This window comes from Pedobacter sp. ISL-64, assembly GCF_018613605.1.
Taxonomy (GTDB): Bacteria; Bacteroidota; Bacteroidia; order Sphingobacteriales; family Sphingobacteriaceae; genus Pedobacter.
Genome location: NZ_JAGGPU010000005.1, coordinates 314,343 through 335,431, shown reverse-complemented (window position 1 = coordinate 335,431; position 21,089 = coordinate 314,343). Strand labels below are relative to the sequence as shown.

Sequence of the window (21,089 nt, the reverse complement as noted above, 5' to 3'; positions counted from 1 at the left end):
AAAACGAACTATCATGTTAGTTACCTAAAATGTATTTTTGAATTAGGACTCAATATGCGGCTGTCATTTCGCGCAGATTGCAACGTAGCCGGGAATTACATAAGTGCTCAACGCAGAGCTAAGTCTGCTTAGGCAGATCTCTCCATTCCACTGCGTTCCAGTCGATGACGGATTTTCCTTTAAAGTCTGTCAATAGTAGGGAAATTAGCTATTAAACAAAAAAATCCCATAGGATTTGACCTATGGGATTTTGATTGTTGTATTTTAAGCTGTTTTTTGGTTCAGGAACACAAAATTATGATCGAACATATCCAACTTAATTTTGCTGTCTTTATCTATCTTACCCGCCAATATCTCTTTCGATAACTCATTTAGGATTCTTTTTTGGATAACCCTTTTTAACGGTCTGGCACCAAACTGCGGATCGTAACCCAATTGTGCCAACCAATCTAAAGCTTCATCACTGGCATCCATTTCTATACCCATTTCGGCCAATGTTTGCTGTACATGTTTAAACTGTAAGCTTACAATGTTTCTGATTTCGCTGCGGTTTAATGGTGTAAACATAATCAGCTCGTCAATCCTGTTCAAAAACTCTGGGCGAATGGTTTGTTTTAATACCTCGAACAATTCGTTTTTGGTTTTCGCAATTACTTCTTCTCGATTTTCATCGCTTAAGTTTTTAAAGTTATCCTGAATTAAATGCGCACCGATATTTGAGGTCATGATAATGATGGTGTTTTTAAAATTCACCGTCCTGCCTTTATTATCGGTTAAACGTCCATCATCCAACACCTGTAACAGGATATTAAATACATCCGGATGTGCTTTTTCAATCTCATCAAGCAATACCACAGAGTAAGGTTTACGCCTAACGGCTTCGGTTAACTGTCCGCCTTCATCGTAACCAACATATCCAGGCGGCGCTCCAATTAGACGCGATACTGCATGACGTTCCTGATATTCACTCATATCGATACGTGTCAGTGCATTTTCATCGTTGAATAAAAATTCGGCCAGGGCTTTTGCAAGCTCAGTTTTACCTACTCCGGTTGTACCTAAAAAGATGAAAGACCCAATTGGTTTGCGTTTATCCTGTAAACCTGCACGGGAGCGGCGAATTGCATCAGAAATGGCCTCAATTGCTTCATCCTGTCCAGCTACACGTTGGTGTAATTCATCTTCTAAATGAAGCAATTTCTCGCGCTCACTGGCAATCAGTTTTGTAACCGGAATGCCCGTCCAACGGCCAACTACACCTGCAATATCATCAGCGGTAACTTCTTCCTTAAGCATGCGGCTATCGCTTTGCTGACTTTCTAAATCGGCTTTTAGTTTTTCAACTTTATCTTGCGCTTCTTTAATTTTTCCGTAACGGATTTCGGCCACTTTGCCATAATCTCCGGCACGTTCTGCTTGCTCTGCCTCTAATTTATAATGCTCAATCTGTTCCAGTTGATTATTAACCGCATCTACCAAATCTTTTTCACCTTGCCATTTTGCTTTCAATTGATCACGCTCTGCTGAAAGATTGGCGATCTCTTCTGATAATTCTTTAACTTTTCTATCGTCTTTTTCACGTTTAATGGCTTCGCGTTCAATTTCTAAACGCATAATCTCGCGGTCTAAGGCGTCCACATTTTCAGGTACGCTATCCATCTCCATACGTAATTTTGATGCCGCTTCATCCATTAAATCGATGGCTTTATCTGGCAAGAAACGGTCTGAAATATACCGCTGACTCATTTCTACAGCTGCGATAATTGCTTCATCTTTAATCCTTACCTTGTGGTGTGTTTCGTAACGTTCTTTCAATCCACGGAGGATAGAAATCGCATCCTGTGTATCAGGTTCTTCAACCCTTACTTTTTGGAAACGACGCTCTAGTGCTTTATCCTTTTCTAAATATTTTTGATATTCATCTAAAGTTGTTGCACCAATGGCACGCAATTCTCCACGGGCAAGGGCGGGTTTTAAAATGTTCGCCGCATCCATTGCGCCTTCGCCACCACCAGCACCTACCAAAGTATGGATCTCATCAATAAACAATACGATTTCGCCATCGCTCTGGGTAACTTCTTTAACCACAGCTTTTAAACGTTCTTCGAACTCGCCTTTATATTTTGCACCTGCAATAAGTGAACCCATATCGAGCGAATAAACCACTTTGCTTTTTAAATTTTCAGGTACATCACCTTTAATAATCCTGAAGGCAATACCCTCTGCAATGGCAGTTTTACCTACACCGGGCTCACCAATTAAAATAGGGTTGTTCTTGGTTCTGCGTGATAAAATCTGAATCACTCGGCGGATTTCTTCATCGCGGCCGATCACCGGGTCAAGCTTTCCGCTCTCGGCATATTCGTTTAAATTCCTTGCATATTTGCTTAGGGCCTGGTAAGTAGCTTCGGCATTTTGATCTGTTACACGGTTGTCGCCACGTAATTCTACAATGGCTTTCTTAAGGTCCTTTTCGTTAACGCCCTGTTCTTTTAATAATTTCGAAGTGCTATCGTTAACGGCTAATATGCCTAATAATAAATGCTCTACAGACACAAATTCATCTTTAAATTCTTTTAAAAATGTTTGCGCTTTCTGCAGGGCGCTATTGGCATTAGACGACAGATAGACATTGCTTCCGCTCACTTTCGGGAACTTGCCAATCTCTGCATCTAAGTTTTGATTTAGTGAATTTAGGTTAACATTCAGTTTCTTTAAAACATAAGAAACCACGTTTTCATCAACAGTAAGCAAACCTTTAAGCAGGTGTGCCGTTTCAATAGCCTGTTGCTGATTGCCTTGGGCTATTTCAGAAGCCTGTTGAACTGCTTCCTGGGCTTTTATAGTAAAATTGTTGAAGTTCATATTCCCGTTTAAGTCAAAACAAATGCCACAGCAGTTTTGATTTTACAATCGGAAATTTTGTCGGTAAGATTTTGTCTTTAATGACTAAATTGCTGATTTTTAATGTTTTATACTGAAAAATTGTCGTGTGTTGTTTTTAGTATTACCAGGTTTGTATTATAAATTGCCAACCGTTAACTGCCAACTGATTTGGGCGTTACCCATGCTGCGCAAGGGTCCGGGCTTTTCAGGGCTGTGCTGCGCTCTGGTACCGATGAAGGATCGGTACTGAACCCTTACAATCCCTAACGCGGTATTTACCGTTGGAAGATATCCCGATGATTTAGACCTCGCAGGTTTTTAAACGGCGCAGCCCTCAATGAGGCCATTAAAATAAATACACAACGCCGAATTAAACCTGCGAGGTCTGGATAATGGACGTTAAAAAACTGACTTTGTTAAATAAACCTGATAGAACGAAAAGCCCGGAGCGAAGAATGAGTGAGGACTTGGAGGGATAGCAGGACTGTCGTAACCTAAGCATGCCGAATCCTGCTTTTCTAAAAAATATTGATCATCTAAGTGGCCTCAGTGCATCTAAGAGATGAGTTAATAAAAATCTTAATAGGTTTAAACCTGCGAGGTTTGTATTGCTAATTGCCAACTGCTAACTGATTTGGGCGTTACCCAAGCTGCGCAAGGGGCGGGCTTTTCAGGGCTGCGCTTCGCTCCGGTACCGATGAAGAATCGGTACTGAACCCTTACAATCCCTAACGCAGTATTTATCGCTGGAAAATATCTCGAGGTCAGCATAATGTATGGCCAAAAGCAACTGATTTTATCATTAATAAACCCGATAGGAGCGTAAAACTCGCAGGTGAGGAACGAGCCAAGGCTTTGAAGCGGATAGCGGGGCTTTCATAACCCAAGTGCGCCGAACCTTGCTTTTCCAAAAAAATATTGACTGCCTAAGTCACCTCATCGGATCTAGGGATTGTGATTAATAATCTTGTAGGTTTAAACCTCGCAGGTTTCGAAAACCTGCGAGGTCTGGAGATAGTGTTTTAATTTTAGCATTTAAGCAAAAGATTCTTCACTGCGTTCAGAATAACAAAGCCGTTGTAAACCCAGCGAAGTCCGAAACTATTTTCGGGCTTTATGTTCAATTACATATTTACCAGCTGCTAAATCTATTTTGCCAATGTTGTTTATTTTACCATTTACATAATTATTCATGCCGCGCGTAAGCGGTAGGCTAATTGTAGCTGTAGAATTTGCCGGAATGGTAATGTCATACCTGATTCCATTATTAATTCTTTTCCAGGCACTGGTGATTTTTCCATAAGGACCGATGTGGCTGGCTTCGAAGCTCTCAAGCCCTGCCATAATATGCGGATCTAAAATTACATGCTTAAAGCCAGGTTGTTTTTCATCTGGTTTGATACCACCTGGCGATTTGTATAACCAGGCGCCAATTTCTCCGAACATAATGTGGTTCATCGATATATCCGATTTTGCATCAATAGGCCAGTTTTCGTATAAAGTGGTGGCTCCGTTTTCCATCCACCAGCCCCAGCTTGGATAGGTTTTTTGAGCGGCAACTTTGTAGGCAATATCACTGTAACCATTTTCGCTCAATGCATTTAAGATGGCTTTTGTACCCAATAATCCCACATCCAAGTGAAAACCATCGGCTTCTACGCGTTTGGCTAGATTCTCTGCAACTAAAGCAATCGATTCTTCCGGAACAATTTTCCAATAAAGCGGAACGCTCATTTCGGTTTGTACACCAGAAGCATAAATCCCTTTTTCTTTATTCAAATACTTGGCATTAAAAGCATCTTTAATTTTTTTAGCCAAAGCTATGTACTTTTCATAGTCATCGTTTTTGCCTAAAATTTTTGCTGCCTTGGCCAAAATAAGCACATCAGCATAATAATAACAGGTAGAGGTAAGCTCAACAGGAGATTTAGATTTCACTGGGATCCAATCGCCCAAACCCCATGTGGTTAAACCCGTTGGGTAGGTTTCGTCTATGTGGTTCACGTATTTTCTAATATTCCCATAACAATCGGCAAGTAGCTTTTTATCTCCATAAAACAGGTAAACATTCCATGGAATAATGGCAATTGTACTTGTCCAATCGGGACCGTTACCCCATTCGTAACCCCATCCATCGGTAGGGATAATGGAAGGTAAAACGCCATTTGGCTGTTGTTCATCACGGTGATCGGCAAGCCATTTTTCGTAAATGGTAATGCCGTCAAAGCCATAAAGACCAGTTTCTATCGCAATCTGTGCATCGCCTGTCCAACCGTTTTTCTCTCTCTGCGGACAGTCTGTAGGGTAGCCAAAAAGATTTGATAGGTAAGAATTGTTGGTGGCATAGTAGATTTTGTTAATAATTGGTTCGGACGATTTAACATCACCAATAACTGGCACATCGCTGTGCATAAAGTAGCCAACCAAGTCCTCCTTTTTCAATTGGATGGGAGCAGAGCTGCTCACTTCTATATATTGAAAACCCTTATAATTGAAATGCGGCATAAAACTTTGTTCACCTTTTCCATTCAAAATCAGGATATCCGTCTGAAATGGATCAGTATTATCAGTTGGCCGGTAATGGGCGTCAATGTTGGAGATGTCTACGTGTCCGTTGGTATATAAACGCTCGCCGTGCTTTAGTTTTATAACAGTTCCGGCAGGTCCGCTTACCGTGATTTTGCTTATGCCGGAAATATTTCTGCCCAGATCGAATAGATAAGCGGTGTCGTTAAACTTTCTTAAACTTTTGCTTGCTATTTCTTCAACATTACGGATAGGGTGCATGGCCTGTGCAACAATATTTTTAGATGGTGCTGAACGGTACATCACATTTTTCCAATCTGTATCGTCAAAATCTGGGGTGTTCCAGCCTGCTTTTTCAAGGCGGGCATCATAATGCTCGGCGGTATAAATACTATTAAAAATAATCGGACTTAAAGCTGTTTTCCATTCCTTACCTGATTTAATGGTTTCGGTTGTGCCATCTTCATAAGTGATGCGTACATCAAGACAAAAAGTTGGCCTGTTGCGCCAGGGGGCACGGTCGAAATACCAAACTGCGGTCGATTGGTGGTTGTACCAGCCATTGCCCAGCAGTACGCCAATAGCATTTTTGCCTTTGCTGATGGCCTTGGTTACATCGTAGGTAACGTATAACGTTCGTCTATCAAAACGGGTATACATCGGGTCAAGGCGATGGTTGCCAATTTTTTTGCCGTTGATAGAGAGTTCGTATAAGCCAGCTGCTGCGATGTAAGCCCTGGCCGACTTGATTTTTTTAACCGTAGTAAAGGTGTTTCGGAAATAGGGTGCAGGCTTAAGCTTGGTATTTTCATTATCCGAAATCCATGCACCTTGCCAGTTTTCCATTTTCATCATCCCGGTTTCAAAGCTGGCGATATACACTTTGTTTGATTTCTTTTGGCTTCCATCAGCAATATCAACCCTCCAATAATATTTAGTAAAAGGTTTTAGTTGCTGGCCCGAATAAATAACCAAATTATCATCTGATTTAACCCAGCCTGTATTCCAAAGTATTGCACTGGCTTTAACAAGCGAAGCCGAATCGGTATCTACCAAAACGCGGTAGGCTGTTTGTTTTGCACCCTGATTGGCGTCGTTCATTTGCCATGTAAAACGCGGATTTGGATTATCTAAGCCGATCGGGTTAACCAAATATTCGGTTTTTAAAGCGGTAAGCGATTGAGCAAGTGTTTTGGAAATAGGAGCAAGGGCAAAAAATAAAGCAGTTACCTGGAGAAATCTGAGGTTCATAGTTTAAAGGTTATTCGAAAACTAAGGTATTAAAATAATGTGCTGATAAGAGAACGCAATGGAATTTTTACGCATAAAAAAAGACGAGGTTTAACTCGTCTTTTGTATCTGTGTAATCATTTAAATTTGTGCAATCACTTTTTACCCTAATATTTCTTTCAGTTTTTCCGTTTGGTGATCGGCCAGTTTTTGTAGTGGACCAGATGCCAGCATTTTCATCATCATATTCAGATCAGCTGAGATAATGTGTTTCGCTGTAGTGGTTCCGTTTCCATTATCTGCTACAGTCCACTTTAATTCTACATCAAAAGGTGCCTTTTCGCTAGGAATTGCTGTTATTTCTTCGTTTTCTACCCGGTTAGAGATCTTAATGGCCAATTTTGCCATATTCTGGATGGTAAATCGTGCATCATCTTCAGTCGATTCCCAGTTGTAAATGTTTTCTGGCATCAATTGCTGATGATTGTTCATGTTGGATAGAAAAGCATAAACCTCAGCAACCGGTTTATTAACTTCTACTGTGCTTTCAATAACAGTCATTATATATTTTTATAGATTTTTGTTTTTACTCAAAACTTAAGACTCCGGATTCAAAACTTGTCCTTGTCCCCATTCTGAAGGATTTAAGCGCCATTTACCTAATAATTCCATATCACTTTTGGCAATAATGCTGTGCTCGGCAGCATAATCAATTAAAGCGCCATAGTTTGATAAGGTTAAGTAACGGCATTTTGCAGCAGCGAAATTTTCATCTGCTTTTTCGAAACCGTAAGTGAAAATTGCCGCTAAGCCAGCTACCGATAAACCTGCAGCTCTTAATGCATCAACAGCTTGTAGACTGCTTTTTCCGGTCGAAATTAAATCTTCGATAACGACCACACGTTGACCTTCTACCACTTCGCCTTCTATTAAACTTCCAGTGCCGTGTTCTTTAGCCTTTGCTCTTACATAGATGAAAGGTAAACCAAGTTCTTGAGCTACTAAAACGCCCTGAGGGATTCCAGCGGTTGCAACACCAGCAATAACATCTACTGAACCAAACTCTTCCTGAATGGCCTGTGCAAGTTTCTGACGGATGTAAGTTCTAACCTGAGGGTGGGAAAGGGTAATTCTGTTATCGCAATAAATTGGCGATTTCCAACCAGATGCCCAAGTAAAAGGATTATTTGGTTGTAATTTGATTGCTTTTATCTGTAATAAAAATTCCGCTACCTTTAATTCAATATCACTTTTATTATACATGGCTCAAAATTACAGATTTATTTGTGTTTGTCATAACGTTTATTAAGCCCCACATGTTTTAGCGAGGAGAGAAATGTCGGGATTTGAATTTAATCACGACTTCCAAATGATACAAATATCGGAAATTTTGATGGATGGTAAAAGCTATTTCTTGCCACTCCTTGTAAATCAGTACGATAAAGAATATCATGGCTTAAAAACATCTCAGAAATATCTTATTGCGGTAAAGGATTATTTTTAAGATGGTGGCACCTGGATTACAGCGCATAATGTCTCATTAAAGGTATAATTTGTTCCGATTTTTACAATCGCGAGGCTTAAAATTGCCCTAATTTTACGATCTTGTATTCAATTGACATATATGGAATTTAAGCAGTTTTTACCTTCAGATCCCTTAAAACCTTATATCAGGCATTATTATATTTTTAAGTCGGATGCCGATTCGGCTTTTGAGGATGTAGTATTTCCCAGTGGGGATATGGAGGTAATATTTAACCTCGGGAACGGCAGTTGGGAATCGCTTGTAAACAATGGTTTTAAGAAAACACCAAAAGTTGAGCTCTGGGGGCAGATTACAAAACCTTTAGCCATTAGGTCGGTGGGCAAACATGTTATGTTGGGCATTAAGTTTTACACCCATTCTGCATCATACTTTTTTAATGATCAGATGGGCGTTTTTAATGACTCTATTACCGATCTTCGGGATGTAATTGGAGGAAGTGCTGATGTACTCCATCAAAAACTGTTGGAAACTGATGGCGAACAAAATAGGATCGATCTTTTAGAGGCATTTCTCTTAAAAAGATTAATCAGTCACGAAAAAAAGTCCTTTCATATTAATAAGGTAGCCGATATCTTAAATAGTATTTTAAAGGATGCTTCGGGGAGTAATATTACCTATATCGCGTCAAGGCATAATATTACTACGCGTTATTTGCAACGGTTATTACATCAGCATACCGGGCTTTCGCCAAAATCTTACGATAAAATTAACCGTTTTCAGCAGAGTTTAAAGATGATTTCAAAAAATGAGGAGCCATTTACAAATATTGCTTATGCCTGTGGATATTTTGATCAATCGCATTTTATAAGAGACTTCAAATCCTTTACCGGACTTACTCCTTCGAGTTACCTGGATAACCTTACTCCGGTAAACCAGCTGCTTTTTCCATAAATTTTATTTTGTTCGGATTTGTACAATCCGTTGATTTTTAAGGGCTATATCTTTGATGTATAATCAATTAAAATAAGATATAGCTTATGAATTCTTTAGAAACATTTAAACATCTGCACAAAAATACCACCCCACTTTTAATTGGGAATGTATGGGATGTGAAAAGTGCAGAAATCTTTCAAACCAATGGTTTTAGAGCCATCGGTATTTCCAGTCAGGCCATTTCGAATGCCTTGGGTTACCCAGATGGAGAAAACCTGCCCTTTGACGAGTTGCTCCGTACAACAAAGCGCATTACCGACGTGGTAGATATTCCACTTACCGTTGATATGGAGGCTGGGTATAGCCGCGACCTACAAGGCATTTTAGAAAATGTAGAAAAACTACAAGATTGTGGCGCAGTGGGGATTAACCTCGAAGATACTTTACCGGGCGAAAAGAGAAGTTTGGTGCCGGCAGCTTCGTTTGCAGAAACAGTTGCTGTGGTGGCTGAGCACATCAATAGAAAAAAGCTGAATATCTTTCTGAATATCAGAACGGATGCTTTTCTCTTGGGATTGCCAAACGCTTTAGAGGAGACTAAAAAACGCATCAAATTTTATCAGGAAGCTGGGGCAGATGGGATTTTTGTGCCTTGTATTACCGATAGTAATGATATTGCAGCTATAGTTCAATCTACTGCACTTCCCATCAATGTAATGTGCATGCCCGATCTTCCAGGATTTAAAGCCCTGGAATCGCTTGGGGTTAAGCGTATTAGTATGGGCGGTTTTTTCTTTAACAGAATATATGATAATGCAGGTCAGCTCGCCAGAAAAATATTGGCTGAACAAGAATTTTCGGCCATTTTTTATTAAAACATAGTTAAACATTTAAAATTAGACATGAATTTACCAAAAAGAGCAGAAGATGCTCATTCAGCACTAGCTGCTGCATTTAACACAGGAGAGGTAGCAACCATACTTAATATGTACGATTCATCTGGCATTATTGTTCCCGAACCTGGGAAACCTGTATCGGGCAAAGCACAATTTGAAGAAGCCATTAAAGCCATTCTTGCCATTAAGGGCACTATGGAAATTAAAACGGTATACTGTATGCAAACGGGAAATCTCGCTATAGGAGGTCGGAATGGAATATCACCGATGGCGAAGAAGTGAAGGTTAGCGCAAAAGGTATCGAGCTAATGAAGCAAAGCGAAGATGGCACTTGGAAAATCGTTATTGACCATGCTTTTGGAGCGGAGGGAGATCTGATCGCTTAGGCTACAAATAATGCAAAGAATCGTCATTTCGAGTGGGCTGCGCCACAGCCGAGATGACGATCCTCAGCGTTTATTCCTCTCCATTCGTCATCCTGAACTTGTTTCAGGATCTTTCCAACTTGTGTATTTGTAACAATCGATAAAATTGGCTGTCTCAATTAATATTCCTAAGTTATGATTATTTTAAAATCCGATTATTTTAGTTCGCACGAGCGCCTTACCCGTTTTATCAACGAGAACCACATTAAACGAGAAGATATTTTAATTATCACCCAGGCACCAGGAATGTTTACAATCTTTTTTTATGCTGATGATGCCATTGTGGAAATCACACATGGATTGTTCTCCTGATAATTGAGAACCTCTGTAATATTAATACGTTACTGAATATACTAAGATCTCTTTTGACTGGAATTCAGTTATTTCGGGTCCATTATAGTCTGTAACCAAAATATCTACCACCGATAAATCATCAAACTTTAAATACGATGTTTTTCCTATTTTGCTAACGTCGCAAAGTAGGTAAGTCTGATCACTTTGCGATGCCATAGCTAAAGTATTTGAAGCTTCGTGTTCACTACCAGCATATAATCCATCGCAGGTAATCCCATCTGCACCCAGAAAGGCTTTCGAGGCGTGGTATCGGGCAATGTGTTCAGTAGCAATTGTTCCATGAATAGCTTGCCTGATTGGATCAACTTCACCACCAATCAGGTTAATGGTTACGGCACTATTTTGTAACTCATTAACTACAGGCAGGGAATTGGTAATTACCTTTATTTTTTTGTTTTTGATGAACTGGCATAATCTAAAGGCCGTACTTCCACAGTCAATGAATATAACATCGCCATCATTAATATCTTCTGCAGCCCTTTTGCAGATCGCATCTTTTGCTTTAAAATTAACAGCAGCTTTATTTGCAAATGATACCGGCTTTATCAATTGGCTTACTTTCATGGCCCCTCCGTGCGTCCGATAAAGCAGCCCGCTGGCTGCCATATTTGCAAGATCCCTTCTTACGGTAACTTCAGAAACACCTATTTCTGCTGCCAATTGTCTGATCTCAACTTCGCCAAGTTCCTCTAAAAGTTCAAGGATTTTATGTGCTCTTTTTTGAAATGTCATATATAATGAGTTAATTCGATCGAAAATAATCATAATCAATCAAAAATAATCATTTATGGAAAATATTAATATCCTTAACACGCAAATACTTTCAGATAATTGGTACACTTTGAAGAAAGTGAGTTTCGAAATGACAAGATTGGATGGTGCTAAATATATTCTGGAGCGAGAGGCGTACGACAGGGGAAATGGTGCCACAATTTTATTGTATAATAAGCGATATAGAACAGTTGTACTTACCCGTCAATTTAGAATTCCGACGTTTATTAACGGAAATGACACGGGTTATCTGATTGAATGTTGTGCCGGATTGTTGGATCAGGATAATGCAGAAGATTGCATCAGGAGGGAAACTGAAGAAGAAACTGGATTTAGGATCGATCAGGTAGAAAAAGTTTTTGAAGCGTATATGTCTCCAGGTTCGGTTACCGAATTATTGTACTTTTTTGTGGCTGCATATTCGAGCGAAATGAAATTGCATTGTGGTGGCGGCCTTAAAGAAGAAAATGAAGATATAGAAGTTTTGGAATTACCATTTGAAAAGGCGCTTGGGATGATCAAATCCGGTGAAATAAAGGATGGGAAAACAATTATGCTTCTACAATATGCCAAGTTAAATGGGCTGATGTTGTAGTTCAATGTTTGAATTTTGCAATGATTTATTTGATTTGTGTAATTGTTCTTAACAAAGCGCTGTTTACATTTGTTATAGTATAATTAATTTAAATTTTTATGATAGCAACAAAAGGATATGCGGCACAAAATGCCGAGACAGATCTTGCACCCTGGAATTTTGAGCGCCGGGAAGTAGGACCTCATGATGTTCAGTTCGAGATACTTTTCTGTGGGGTTTGCCACTCAGATCTGCACCAGATAAAAAACGATTGGTTTCCAGGTATATTCCCGATGGTTCCTGGCCATGAAATTGTGGGCAGGGTAGTAAAAGTTGGAGATCATGTTAAAAAATTTAAGGTTGGTGATCTTGCCGGTACTGGTTGTATGGTAGATTCTTGCCAGGTTTGCGAAAACTGTAAGCAAGATTTAGAACAATATTGTTTGGAAGGGAATACGCAAACATACAATAGTTTAGAAAGAGATGGTAAAACACCAACTTATGGTGGCTATTCGGATACGATCGTAGTGCGCGAAGAATTTGTACTTCATGTGTCGGATAAATTAAATCTTGCTGCTGTAGCACCGCTTTTATGTGCAGGTATTACCACTTATTCTCCTCTAAAACACTGGAAAGTAGGAAAAGGCCATAAACTGGCTGTACTTGGTTTAGGTGGTTTAGGTCATATGGCTGTGAAATTTGGTGTAGCTTTTGGTGCCGAAGTAACGGTATTGAGTACTTCGCCAAAGAAAGAAGAAGATGCCAAAAAACTTGGTGCTCACCACTTTGTGGTAACTACCGATCCTGAGCAGGTTAAAGCTGCCAGAGGTACATTCGATTTTATTTTAGATACCGTATCTGCTGAGCACGATTTTAACATGTACCTTTCTTTATTGAGAACAAATGGTATTCACATTTGCGTGGGCGTTCCGCCTAAACCAGCAGAAATAGCTGCTTTTAGCTTGCTTGGTGGTAGAAAAAGTCTTGCCGGATCGGGTATTGGAGGTATTGCCGAAACTCAGAAAATGTTAGACTTCTGCGCAGAGAACAATATCGTATCGGATATCGAAATGATTGATATTAAAGATATTCACCATGCCTACGAACGTATGGAAAAAGGTGATGTACGTTACCGCTTCGTAATTGATATGGCTACGCTCTAGATCTAAATATCAGATAACATTAATAAAACAGGGGTTTGGGAGCTGAAAAAGGTTTCTAAATCCCTGTTTTTTATCAAATAATCAATTTCCTATACTGTGTAAGTTTGCTTTACAAATTCAGATATAGAGATGTTGTGATCAGATTCTACTTTGGAAATCTTTCTTTTGTTATCCAACAGTAGATTTTGAAGCGTACCTAGTGAATCTTTAAGGTAAGAGATGGATAACATGCGCGAAATCCTGCTTCTGATCTTTTCGGCCTGAAACAATTCTACAAGGATCAGTGTGATTAAAAAGATATAATGCGTAAAGATCAGGTTATTGGTATTCTTGCTTAAAGCGGGCAATCCTAATGATACCAGGCCTATGTCTATTATTAAAGGAATGCCGATAATGGGAATAATCGAGATTGCACTTGCTTTTAACGTAATACGTTTTTCTGCTTGTTTTATCTGGTCACCAAAAGCAGAAAATTTACTGTTCAGCGGTGTATTTCTATTGTTTTGTTGTTGTTCTAGCTTCTGAAGGTCTTTTCCATGCGCTATATCTATTATTCTAACCTGCTCTACGATGGATGATTCGGCATTGTTAAGCTTTTCCTGATCTTCCACGATAGATTCTTGCTCGGCTATAATTTTATCCATTACCATCAAATCGTCGGGGATACCATGACGAAGCTTTTGCTCTGCGGCAATAATACGGTTATCTAATTGTTTAAACTGTCTTTTAAGCTCTGCAATTTCTTTATTGTAATGCTCTTTTTTTGAAGTGTAGCTGTTTTCCAGACTTTGCAGTTCAGATGCGTACTCGAAACTGGCCAACAACTGTTCATTGCCGGCAAAACGCTGGTAAAGCCCGGTTAATGTGATAAAGAGCGCTCCTGTTGATTTTTCTGGGTTAGAAAGATCGTTTCGGTATGCTTCCAGATCTGTTTCGGATAATGAAGGTATGGGCATGGCAGATTAAAAGGTTAAAATTATAAAAAATATTCATCGTTGCAGGAATTATTCGCCATTGTTTTCTAGCTGAATGCTCCAATACAGATAACTAACCATTTTTTTACATTCTAATGTGTATGGCTTTTGGTTATTCAGGTTCATCATTTATTAAATATTATTTTTTTTTCACTCTTTAATAAATTATTCTATATTTGTAGCAAGCAAGGGGTGAGAGCCTTGCATCAATCTTTGATTGAGAGCGTTAATTTAGATAAGGTTACAACATTAATTGTTGTAACCTTTTTTTATATCCTATAAATAACTCAACAATTTTTCTACTTTTAGAGCATTGCAAAATATATAGGTTTCGCAGAAAGAACTCTTTAATGTAATCGGGAAAGGAGCGGGTTGCTATAAAAAAGCATCATTCTCTATTTAATGTGTGTTAAAAATATATGCCAAGAAATTATAGAATTTATATCAACGATAACACTTTGTATATCTCAGATTTTTTGCCAGAGCAAAAAGAAAAAATTCAACAACTGGAATTTCAGGATTTTAATCTGCAAACATTCTACAAAAAACTAAAAAATGGTTCTAAAAAGAGCTATATTTTCTTGACAAAAAATCCTCAGGAGACCTTTAGAAAGTTAAAAAAAGATTGCACCATTATTAAAGCCGCCGGTGGTTTGGTAGAGAGCGCAAATGGAAATTATCTCTTTATTTTTCGAAATAAAAAGTGGGATCTGCCCAAAGGAAAGCTAGAGGAGGGCGAAAAAATGAAGGAAACCGCTGTTCGTGAGGTAGAAGAGGAGTGCGGAATCAAGGTTTTTAAGCGCGAAGAAAAACTTTGTAAAACCTATCACGTTTACCCAATTGGTACAAAAATGGTGATCAAGAAAACCAATTGGTACAAAATGAAGGTTAAAGGCGAACCAAAACTGGTCCCCCAAAAGGAAGAAGGCATTGATGAAGCGGTTTGGCTGGATAAAAACCACATTTCGCCAGTAGTTAAAAATACTTTTCCATCAATTATGGATGTTTTAAGGGCAGGTGGGATATTGTAGGTATCCTACTCAAGCGATCGTCATGCTGAACTTGTTTCAGCATCTTTTTTTAGCTGTGGTGTCAGATATTTCTATCTGACTGCACAAAATCCCATTGAGTTTGTCACGTTGAGCTTGTCGAAACGCCCTTCAAGACACTTAAATAAGTCCTTCGACAGGCTCAGGATGACAATTCTATTTTATAATACGGCCTCAAATTATAACACAATTCTGAGGTTTGCATTTAATATACTTTAAAGTCAGATGGTAACATCTGACCACACCATTAAAATATTTTTTACCACAGATAAAAAGGATGAACACAGATTTGATGTTTGTTTAAGTTGTGGTGTCTGATATTTCTATCTGGTACACATAAATTATGTAAGAATCAATGGATCGTGCTTTAACAGTCAGATGTTACCATCTGACTACACTGATTATTCATAATCCAATTCATCAACTACTTTTTTAACTTGCTTTAAATATTTGCCATAGTAATACCAAGCCCATAATTCGGTAATCACACCTATAATCAGAATGGTAATAAAACAGTTTAATAAGATGTAAAACGATGAAAGATTAGCTAAAATTTTGTTGAAAATTGAAACCTTTTCTATAAAAAAATAAATTGCAATGAATGCGACGCCGATAAAGGCAACGATGTAGGTGAGGGCTTTATATAGTTCGATATTAAGTTTCATTTCGTAGAAAAACCAAAGGATGTTTTTGCGGGTATCCAGACTCATATCGTAAGAGTTTTTGTAGAACAGATAAAACTTAAAAAAATAATAAGCGGTAAATCCGCAGGTGATGGCATAAAATATTAAAAACACCTGATTCATTGCCGATGAAAACCCAAAAAAGTAAGGTATAAAGGCCATGAGTACCAAAAAGAAGATCTGGTAAAAAAACTCGTGTTTCATTTTTCCCCTTATTTTGTCAATTGGGGTATGTGCCTTTTTTATTTTAAGCATATCGGTAGAAATGTTGCTTCCTTCCGGACTTTCAGCATTCCATTCATTTTTTATATCGTCAAAATTCATAACCGTTTTTCTTTATGATGAATTGTAATTTTTCTTTAGTTCTATTGAGTTTAACCCTTGCATTTACTTCGCTAATGCCCAGGTTTTCGGCAATCTCGCGATGGGATTGGTTTTCGAGAAAGAGAAATATCAATGCTTTTTCTATAACATTCAATTCTTGAACTGCGGTATACAAATAGGCCAGTTTCTCTTCTTTTCCTTCATTCTCGTTTACATCTATTACATCAATATTTTCATCCAATGGTGTTTTATCTACTTTTCTATTGTCCCTTTTAAAGTAAATTAGCGCCGTATTTAAGGAAACACGATACATCCATGTGGTAAATTTGGAGTTGCCCTTAAAAGTTGGGTAGGCTTTCCAAAGCTGTAGTACGATTTCCTGAAACAGATCGCGCTGTTCTTCGGCACCGTTCATATACATTTTAGAAATCTTATGTATAATCGCTTTGTGCTGGTTGATCAGGGCGAGGAATGTATTTTCTGTTTCTTTCATTTAATATTATAACCCATTGGTAACCGATTCTTTAAAACGTTACATTTTAAATTAAATAATATTAAGCTACTGTAAAGGAGGATGAAACAAGAGTAGGGTAAAAGTCTTCGACTCTGCTCAGATTGACGTTTTTTTAGTGGCTGAAGTTTATGATGGCGATCGTGGTGTCAGTATTTCCATTTGACACCGATAATGCAGGTTAGAACTATGTAGATAAATGCATCTATCTGTCAGGCGGCAACACCTGGTAGCACATCATTAAAATTATAAAAAACTAAGTGCTTCTTTGGGTACAAATGGGCTTACGTCACCATGGTTTCTTAAAATATCGCGCACAATGGTAGAGCTGATGGCCGAATATTCGGGTTTGCTTAACAGTAAAATGGTTTCTACTTCGGGCATCATGGTCTGATTGATCTGTGCGATGGCTCTTTCGTATTCGAAATCAGCAGCCGAACGGATACCACGTACCATATAGGTGGCATCTATTTTCCGGCAAAAATCTACTGTTAAACCTTCGTAAGTTTGGATTTCGATATTCTGATAGCCTTTAAAAACAGTCTGCAAAATCTGAAGACGCTGCTCTGCACTTAAGAAATTCTGTTTAGAACTGTTTAGTCCGATACCCACTACAATTTTATCGAAAAGTGGAGTGGCACGTTGTAAAATATTTACGTGAGCAATAGTGATCGGATCAAATGAGCCTGGAAATAGCGCTATCTTCATGATTCAAATATAGATTTTTAAGCTGAAACAACGAAGTTGGATTCATTTCAAATTAAGTCGGTCGTCACCCTGAATTTAGTTCAGGGTCTTTATACTAAAAGATGCCGACCACGGGTGGCTATGAGACAATTGAAAATACTATTTCAACTTGTAAAATAAATCCGATAGCCATCGGATCAGCATGAAGATTTAAGTCTTTGGTATTTTTTGCCACGGAAACACAGATTGCACGGAATAGTCTTTGGTTTCGGATTTGCTACCATTAAGAAATTTAGGACATTAAGGTAATCTATGACACTATAACAGGGGCGGGCTGCCCATTTTAAGCCTGATTGCAATGGAAAGCCCGGAACCAGATCCTTTATCGGGTGAGGACTTGCAATGAAAAACAGGACTAAAGGCCGCCACAATGCGCTGTGTGCTCAATTCTAAAAATAAATTAACTATGCGCCATTAACCAATGAACTAATGACCAATGAACGATTGAACTACTATAACTCAAAAAAGCTGAACGATGAATTGCCGTACTTCCTGGTTTCGGTGTAGCCGGGCTGGCTGTTCAGTTTCATGTTACTTTGGTGTTCTACAATTAACAAGCCATCAGGCTTAAGCAATTGTTGCTCCTTTACCATTACCGGGATCTGTGGAATGTTGGGCATATTGTAGGGCGGATCGGCAAAGATCAGATCGTAAGCACCAGTCATTTGTTTTAATAACTTGAAAACATCGCCTTTACGCACATCAACTTGATCAAACTGGTGTTGTTTTGCTGTGTTTTTAACCCAGTTTACGCAACCGTAATCCATATCAACGGCTAAAATACTTTCTGCACCGCGTGAGGCAAACTCAAAAGTTAAATTTCCGGTACCGCAGAATAAATCTAAAACAGAACAGGTTTCGAAATCATATTTGTTGTTGAGGATATTGAAGAGTGCTTCTTTGGCCATATCCGTAGTTGGGCGTACCGGTAAATTTGCAGGGGGCTGCAAACGGATGCCCTTTAATTTGCCACCAATTATTCGCATAAATCTAAAGCAAGGAGACCGCTGAAATAGTGCTTGGGCATATCGGCCAGTAATTCGCTATTTTGTTTTCCAGCAGGAAGGAAGAAATAAAGTTGGTTAAAGTATTTTAATAAGCAGTTATAATGCTCATCATCTTCGTTTATAATGCCTTGTAAATAAACGGGAATGGCATCAGTTAAGCCCAGTTGTTCGATCATCAGCAACAGGAAATAATTAAACTCCTCAGCGTTTTCTGATTGATAATGGTTTTGGAAAACTATCTTTTTATCTTTTATGTAGAGTACATTGAAAGATATTGCTGTAAAATCGATTAATAAAGATTCGTCTGCCAAATGATTAAATAAAACCATTAATGGCTCAGACTGTGGAAATAAATCTGTTTTTTCAGGTAGATTTGATTTTAAATGCTCATCTAAACAGAAAACGGTATTAAAACCTAGCTTATCGTTGTGTTTAGTATAAACTTTAGCATCGGAACCTAAATACTTGGCATAAACGGACAGATTTTCCCCATCAAACCATTCATCAGGGATGAAAATAAAATTTGATGTATGGATTGCCGCTTTTACCGTTGCATAGTTTAACGATAGGTAACTGTCGGTTTCAAAGGCAGATTTCAGTTCTTTCTGTACATCTTCACAACCTTGTTTATCAAAAATGATATTAATCTCTTCTGTATCCTTACCTACCACAGCATAAGAAAAGCTGTCATTCGTTATTTTTAATAATAAATGGCAGTTTGCAGATGCATCAGTTTTAAAATTCGGGTCGACTAATAAGAGACTATTGTTACTCATTGAAACAAAAATAGACTTTTTTAAGGATTAACGGTAAGATGGGGTTAATTTTTTGGTTTTACTACTGTAATGCACTAGTATTTGCCGCGGAAGCACAGATTAGCAAGGAATAATTTTCTGCACCATACAACTAATTAACAAATGGCTAATGAACCTAGTTTTACCACTTAAGACACCTTAGTTCATTTGAGTGAAGTTTATTCGCCCAAAAATATGAATTAACTTCGTGTTCTTTGTGCCTTGGTGGTTAATCTTGTCTCTGCGCTTTGCGGTTAAAAGAACATCAAAAATAGCTGTGTTTATCTGTGAAGATCTGTGGTAAAAATGTCTGTGTTTTTTTACCAAAATCAAACCTTTCGGATATTCAAAAATCGAAATATTCGACTTAAATTCGGAACATGAGTTACAAGCCTACCTACAAAGCGGCAAACACGATTGCAGCAACTATTGAGCAACATTTTGTTAAACTGCATAAAAATGCAATTGCACAGGGTGAGATAGATTTGGCTACTCAACCCGATCGAAAAATAATTGAAGCGATAATAGATGTTGCTTTTTGGAGCAGCTTGCGTAAGGAAGAGGGGCATTCACCGAGGATTTCGATTGCTTTTTTACCACCAGAGCAAACATCGAAACCGTTACGTTTTGCGAAAAAACTAGCGCTAAATGCCAATACCTTAACCAAAATAGCGCCTGGGATTGAACGTTCAGGAATTCACTTAGGGGTTTGGGAAGAAGATGGCGAACTTTATATCTGGGGTACAACCCTCAATATTCCGAACTTTTGTTTTGTTGTTGATGTTTCTGAACCTGGATTAATCGTAATTAAACACCGAAGGATTTACGGCATCGGTAAGTTTACCAATGTTGCTGTACTTAAAGGAGAGCAGATCCGCATTGTTGATGATACCAGTTGTGCAAATAAAGATTGTCCGCCTATTTTGCAGGCCTTGTTAGATCTGACTGTTTTGGCCAGCTGGAACGATCCCATTAATATTTTGATCCAGTTTTCGGTTTCTATGCGTGCCCATGGCCGTGGTGGAGCCTTGCTAATTGTGCCAAAAGGCGATACAAAATGGGAAGAATCTATTATCCACCCGATACAGTATTTGGTAAAACCTCCATTCTGTGGTTTATCCAATCTGGCGAAACAGAGCGGCAACCAGAGTGAAATTTTTTCGCAGGGGGCTGTTCGTCGCGAAGTAGAGCATTTAGCGGGTTTAACAGCTGTTGATGGTGCAACGATCATCAACGAAGAATTTGACCTGATTGCGTTTGGTGCAAAAATCGGTCGTGCTAAAGGCAAACCAACCGTAGAGCAGATTGCATTTTCGGAGCCCATTGTTGGTGGCGAAGATAAAATTCTTTATCCCGGACAGCTCGGAGGGACCAGGCACTTTTCTGTGGCCCAGTTTGTTAACGATCAGCCGCAATCTATTGGTTTGGTGGCGTCTCAGGATGGCCATTTTACCATTTTCAGTTACAGCAAAAAACAAAATATGGTAATGGCACACCGTATAGAAACCTTACTTTTGTAGTCGTTACTCGTTATATAAAAGGAACGAAGAAATATTAAATCGTATTGACAATTTTGTTTGTCCTGGCCGGACGGGCTTTTTTCTTTTTGACAACAAAAAGAAACAAAAATTGCCGGCTGAAAATTTTTGTTTTGAAGTTTCTACTTAGGCTTATTTAGTGCAGCCCCAAAAATTTGTTAGGCCGGATTAAAGTAAAACGAAGATTCAATGGTAAGGGCTTGTTGGGTGGAAAATTA

At 38.7% G+C, this 21,089-nt stretch carries 20 protein-coding genes; 9 read left to right on the top strand and 11 right to left on the bottom strand.

Annotated features, from left to right (window positions below):
• Positions 1 to 264: 264 nt before the first annotated feature.
• From clpB to pyrE, 4 genes are all read right to left on the bottom strand, one after another.
• Positions 265 to 2,865, bottom strand: a complete 2,601-nt coding sequence (clpB, locus tag J7E57_RS07700; RefSeq protein ID WP_215126706.1) for an ATP-dependent chaperone ClpB — start codon at positions 2,863 to 2,865, stop codon at positions 265 to 267.
• A gap of 1,122 nt (positions 2,866 to 3,987) precedes the next feature.
• A complete protein-coding gene (locus J7E57_RS07695; protein WP_215126704.1) occupies positions 3,988 to 6,663 on the bottom strand; it encodes an alpha-L-rhamnosidase in 2,676 nt (891 codons plus the stop codon).
• Positions 6,664 to 6,804: 141 nt separating this feature from the next.
• A complete protein-coding gene (locus J7E57_RS07690) occupies positions 6,805 to 7,203 on the bottom strand; it encodes an SRPBCC family protein (protein ID WP_215126702.1) in 399 nt (132 codons plus the stop codon).
• A gap of 36 nt (positions 7,204 to 7,239) precedes the next feature.
• Positions 7,240 to 7,905, bottom strand: a complete 666-nt coding sequence (gene pyrE / locus J7E57_RS07685) for an orotate phosphoribosyltransferase (protein WP_215126700.1) — start codon at positions 7,903 to 7,905, stop codon at positions 7,240 to 7,242.
• A 106-nt stretch (positions 7,906 to 8,011) separates the two neighbouring features.
• Between pyrE and J7E57_RS27245 the strand changes: the two genes are divergently transcribed.
• The 5 genes from J7E57_RS27245 to J7E57_RS07665 all read left to right on the top strand — a co-directional run bounded on the left by J7E57_RS27245 (position 8,012) and on the right by J7E57_RS07665 (position 10,694).
• Positions 8,012 to 8,146, top strand: a complete 135-nt coding sequence (locus J7E57_RS27245) for a hypothetical protein (RefSeq protein ID WP_262897876.1) — start codon at positions 8,012 to 8,014, stop codon at positions 8,144 to 8,146.
• A 120-nt stretch (positions 8,147 to 8,266) separates the two neighbouring features.
• Positions 8,267 to 9,079 (top strand): helix-turn-helix transcriptional regulator, encoded by an 813-nt coding sequence (locus tag J7E57_RS07680; protein WP_215126698.1) that lies wholly within the window; start codon positions 8,267 to 8,269, stop codon positions 9,077 to 9,079.
• An 86-nt stretch (positions 9,080 to 9,165) separates the two neighbouring features.
• Entirely contained in the window at positions 9,166 to 9,936 is a 771-nt protein-coding gene (locus tag J7E57_RS07675; protein ID WP_215126696.1) for an isocitrate lyase/phosphoenolpyruvate mutase family protein, read from the top strand.
• Between the two features lie 27 nt (positions 9,937 to 9,963).
• Positions 9,964 to 10,239, top strand: coding sequence for a YybH family protein (locus J7E57_RS07670; RefSeq protein WP_215126694.1), 276 nt, complete (start codon positions 9,964 to 9,966; stop codon positions 10,237 to 10,239).
• Positions 10,240 to 10,517: 278 nt separating this feature from the next.
• Positions 10,518 to 10,694 carry a hypothetical protein gene (locus J7E57_RS07665; protein ID WP_215126692.1) on the top strand — a complete coding sequence of 59 codons (177 nt, stop codon included), beginning with the start codon at positions 10,518 to 10,520 and terminating at the stop codon, positions 10,692 to 10,694.
• Between the two features lie 21 nt (positions 10,695 to 10,715).
• On the opposite strand, the gene J7E57_RS07660 is transcribed toward J7E57_RS07665, so the two are convergent.
• Positions 10,716 to 11,468, bottom strand: coding sequence for a DeoR/GlpR family DNA-binding transcription regulator (locus tag J7E57_RS07660; protein ID WP_215126690.1), 753 nt, complete (start codon positions 11,466 to 11,468; stop codon positions 10,716 to 10,718).
• 55 nt (positions 11,469 to 11,523) lie between these two features.
• Between J7E57_RS07660 and nudK the strand changes: the two genes are divergently transcribed.
• Positions 11,524 to 12,102, top strand: a complete 579-nt coding sequence (gene nudK / locus J7E57_RS07655; protein ID WP_215126688.1) for a GDP-mannose pyrophosphatase NudK — start codon at positions 11,524 to 11,526, stop codon at positions 12,100 to 12,102.
• Positions 12,103 to 12,200: 98 nt separating this feature from the next.
• A complete protein-coding gene (locus J7E57_RS07650; RefSeq protein ID WP_215126686.1) occupies positions 12,201 to 13,244 on the top strand; it encodes an NAD(P)-dependent alcohol dehydrogenase in 1,044 nt (347 codons plus the stop codon).
• Positions 13,245 to 13,333: 89 nt separating this feature from the next.
• On the opposite strand, the gene J7E57_RS07645 is transcribed toward J7E57_RS07650, so the two are convergent.
• Positions 13,334 to 14,200 carry a hypothetical protein gene (locus J7E57_RS07645; RefSeq protein WP_215126684.1) on the bottom strand — a complete coding sequence of 289 codons (867 nt, stop codon included), beginning with the start codon at positions 14,198 to 14,200 and terminating at the stop codon, positions 13,334 to 13,336.
• A 437-nt stretch (positions 14,201 to 14,637) separates the two neighbouring features.
• Here J7E57_RS07645 and J7E57_RS07640 point away from each other — a divergent pair, with 437 nt between their 5' ends.
• The gene (locus J7E57_RS07640; protein ID WP_215126682.1) at positions 14,638 to 15,249 is read left to right on the top strand and encodes an NUDIX hydrolase; all 612 of its coding nucleotides are present in this window, start codon (positions 14,638 to 14,640) and stop codon (positions 15,247 to 15,249) included.
• 419 nt (positions 15,250 to 15,668) lie between these two features.
• Here the strand turns inward: J7E57_RS07640 and J7E57_RS07635 are convergent, their stop codons facing one another.
• The 5 genes from J7E57_RS07635 to J7E57_RS07615 form a co-directional block, all read right to left on the bottom strand.
• On the bottom strand, positions 15,669 to 16,274 hold the full coding sequence (locus J7E57_RS07635) for a hypothetical protein (protein WP_215126680.1): 606 nt from the start codon (positions 16,272 to 16,274) through the stop codon (positions 15,669 to 15,671).
• Positions 16,264 to 16,767 carry an RNA polymerase sigma factor gene (locus tag J7E57_RS07630; RefSeq protein WP_215126678.1) on the bottom strand — a complete coding sequence of 168 codons (504 nt, stop codon included), beginning with the start codon at positions 16,765 to 16,767 and terminating at the stop codon, positions 16,264 to 16,266. The genes J7E57_RS07635 and J7E57_RS07630 overlap by 11 nt, the downstream gene beginning before the upstream one ends.
• Positions 16,768 to 17,031: 264 nt before the next feature.
• Positions 17,032 to 17,493: a pantetheine-phosphate adenylyltransferase gene (gene coaD / locus J7E57_RS07625; RefSeq protein WP_029279302.1), complete on the bottom strand. Its 462-nt coding sequence runs from the start codon at positions 17,491 to 17,493 to the stop codon at positions 17,032 to 17,034.
• 491 nt (positions 17,494 to 17,984) lie between these two features.
• Entirely contained in the window at positions 17,985 to 18,518 is a 534-nt protein-coding gene (gene rsmD, locus J7E57_RS07620) for a 16S rRNA (guanine(966)-N(2))-methyltransferase RsmD (protein WP_116250695.1), read from the bottom strand.
• A complete protein-coding gene (locus tag J7E57_RS07615; RefSeq protein WP_215126676.1) occupies positions 18,509 to 19,315 on the bottom strand; it encodes a DUF3822 family protein in 807 nt (268 codons plus the stop codon). The genes rsmD and J7E57_RS07615 overlap by 10 nt, the downstream gene beginning before the upstream one ends.
• Before the next feature lie 398 nt (positions 19,316 to 19,713).
• Here J7E57_RS07615 and J7E57_RS07610 point away from each other — a divergent pair, with 398 nt between their 5' ends.
• Positions 19,714 to 20,853, top strand: coding sequence for a putative sensor domain DACNV-containing protein (locus J7E57_RS07610; protein WP_215126673.1), 1,140 nt, complete (start codon positions 19,714 to 19,716; stop codon positions 20,851 to 20,853).
• Positions 20,854 to 21,089: the final 236 nt, after the last annotated feature.

Bases quoted from the DNA above. Each gene is read 5' to 3' on its own strand.
- rsmD (WP_116250695.1), bottom strand. From the start codon at position 18,518: ATGCGAATAATTGGTGGCAAATTAAAGGGCATCCGTTTGCAGCCCCCT.
- J7E57_RS07680 (WP_215126698.1), top strand. From the start codon at position 8,267: ATGGAATTTAAGCAGTTTTTACCTTCAGATCCCTTAAAACCTTATATC.
- coaD (WP_029279302.1), bottom strand. From the start codon at position 17,493: ATGAAGATAGCGCTATTTCCAGGCTCATTTGATCCGATCACTATTGCT.
- J7E57_RS07615 (WP_215126676.1), bottom strand. From the start codon at position 19,315: ATGAGTAACAATAGTCTCTTATTAGTCGACCCGAATTTTAAAACTGAT.
- J7E57_RS07670 (WP_215126694.1), top strand. From the start codon at position 9,964: ATGAATTTACCAAAAAGAGCAGAAGATGCTCATTCAGCACTAGCTGCT.
- J7E57_RS07690 (WP_215126702.1), bottom strand. From the start codon at position 7,203: ATGACTGTTATTGAAAGCACAGTAGAAGTTAATAAACCGGTTGCTGAG.
- J7E57_RS07665 (WP_215126692.1), top strand. From the start codon at position 10,518: ATGATTATTTTAAAATCCGATTATTTTAGTTCGCACGAGCGCCTTACC.
- pyrE (WP_215126700.1), bottom strand. From the start codon at position 7,905: ATGTATAATAAAAGTGATATTGAATTAAAGGTAGCGGAATTTTTATTA.
- J7E57_RS07635 (WP_215126680.1), bottom strand. From the start codon at position 16,274: ATGAATTTTGACGATATAAAAAATGAATGGAATGCTGAAAGTCCGGAA.
- J7E57_RS07610 (WP_215126673.1), top strand. From the start codon at position 19,714: ATGAGTTACAAGCCTACCTACAAAGCGGCAAACACGATTGCAGCAACT.
- J7E57_RS07660 (WP_215126690.1), bottom strand. From the start codon at position 11,468: ATGACATTTCAAAAAAGAGCACATAAAATCCTTGAACTTTTAGAGGAA.
- J7E57_RS07645 (WP_215126684.1), bottom strand. From the start codon at position 14,200: ATGCCCATACCTTCATTATCCGAAACAGATCTGGAAGCATACCGAAAC.
- J7E57_RS07650 (WP_215126686.1), top strand. From the start codon at position 12,201: ATGATAGCAACAAAAGGATATGCGGCACAAAATGCCGAGACAGATCTT.
- J7E57_RS07695 (WP_215126704.1), bottom strand. From the start codon at position 6,663: ATGAACCTCAGATTTCTCCAGGTAACTGCTTTATTTTTTGCCCTTGCT.
- nudK (WP_215126688.1), top strand. From the start codon at position 11,524: ATGGAAAATATTAATATCCTTAACACGCAAATACTTTCAGATAATTGG.
- clpB (WP_215126706.1), bottom strand. From the start codon at position 2,865: ATGAACTTCAACAATTTTACTATAAAAGCCCAGGAAGCAGTTCAACAG.
- J7E57_RS07630 (WP_215126678.1), bottom strand. From the start codon at position 16,767: ATGAAAGAAACAGAAAATACATTCCTCGCCCTGATCAACCAGCACAAA.
- J7E57_RS27245 (WP_262897876.1), top strand. From the start codon at position 8,012: ATGATACAAATATCGGAAATTTTGATGGATGGTAAAAGCTATTTCTTG.
- J7E57_RS07675 (WP_215126696.1), top strand. From the start codon at position 9,166: ATGAATTCTTTAGAAACATTTAAACATCTGCACAAAAATACCACCCCA.
- J7E57_RS07640 (WP_215126682.1), top strand. From the start codon at position 14,638: ATGCCAAGAAATTATAGAATTTATATCAACGATAACACTTTGTATATC.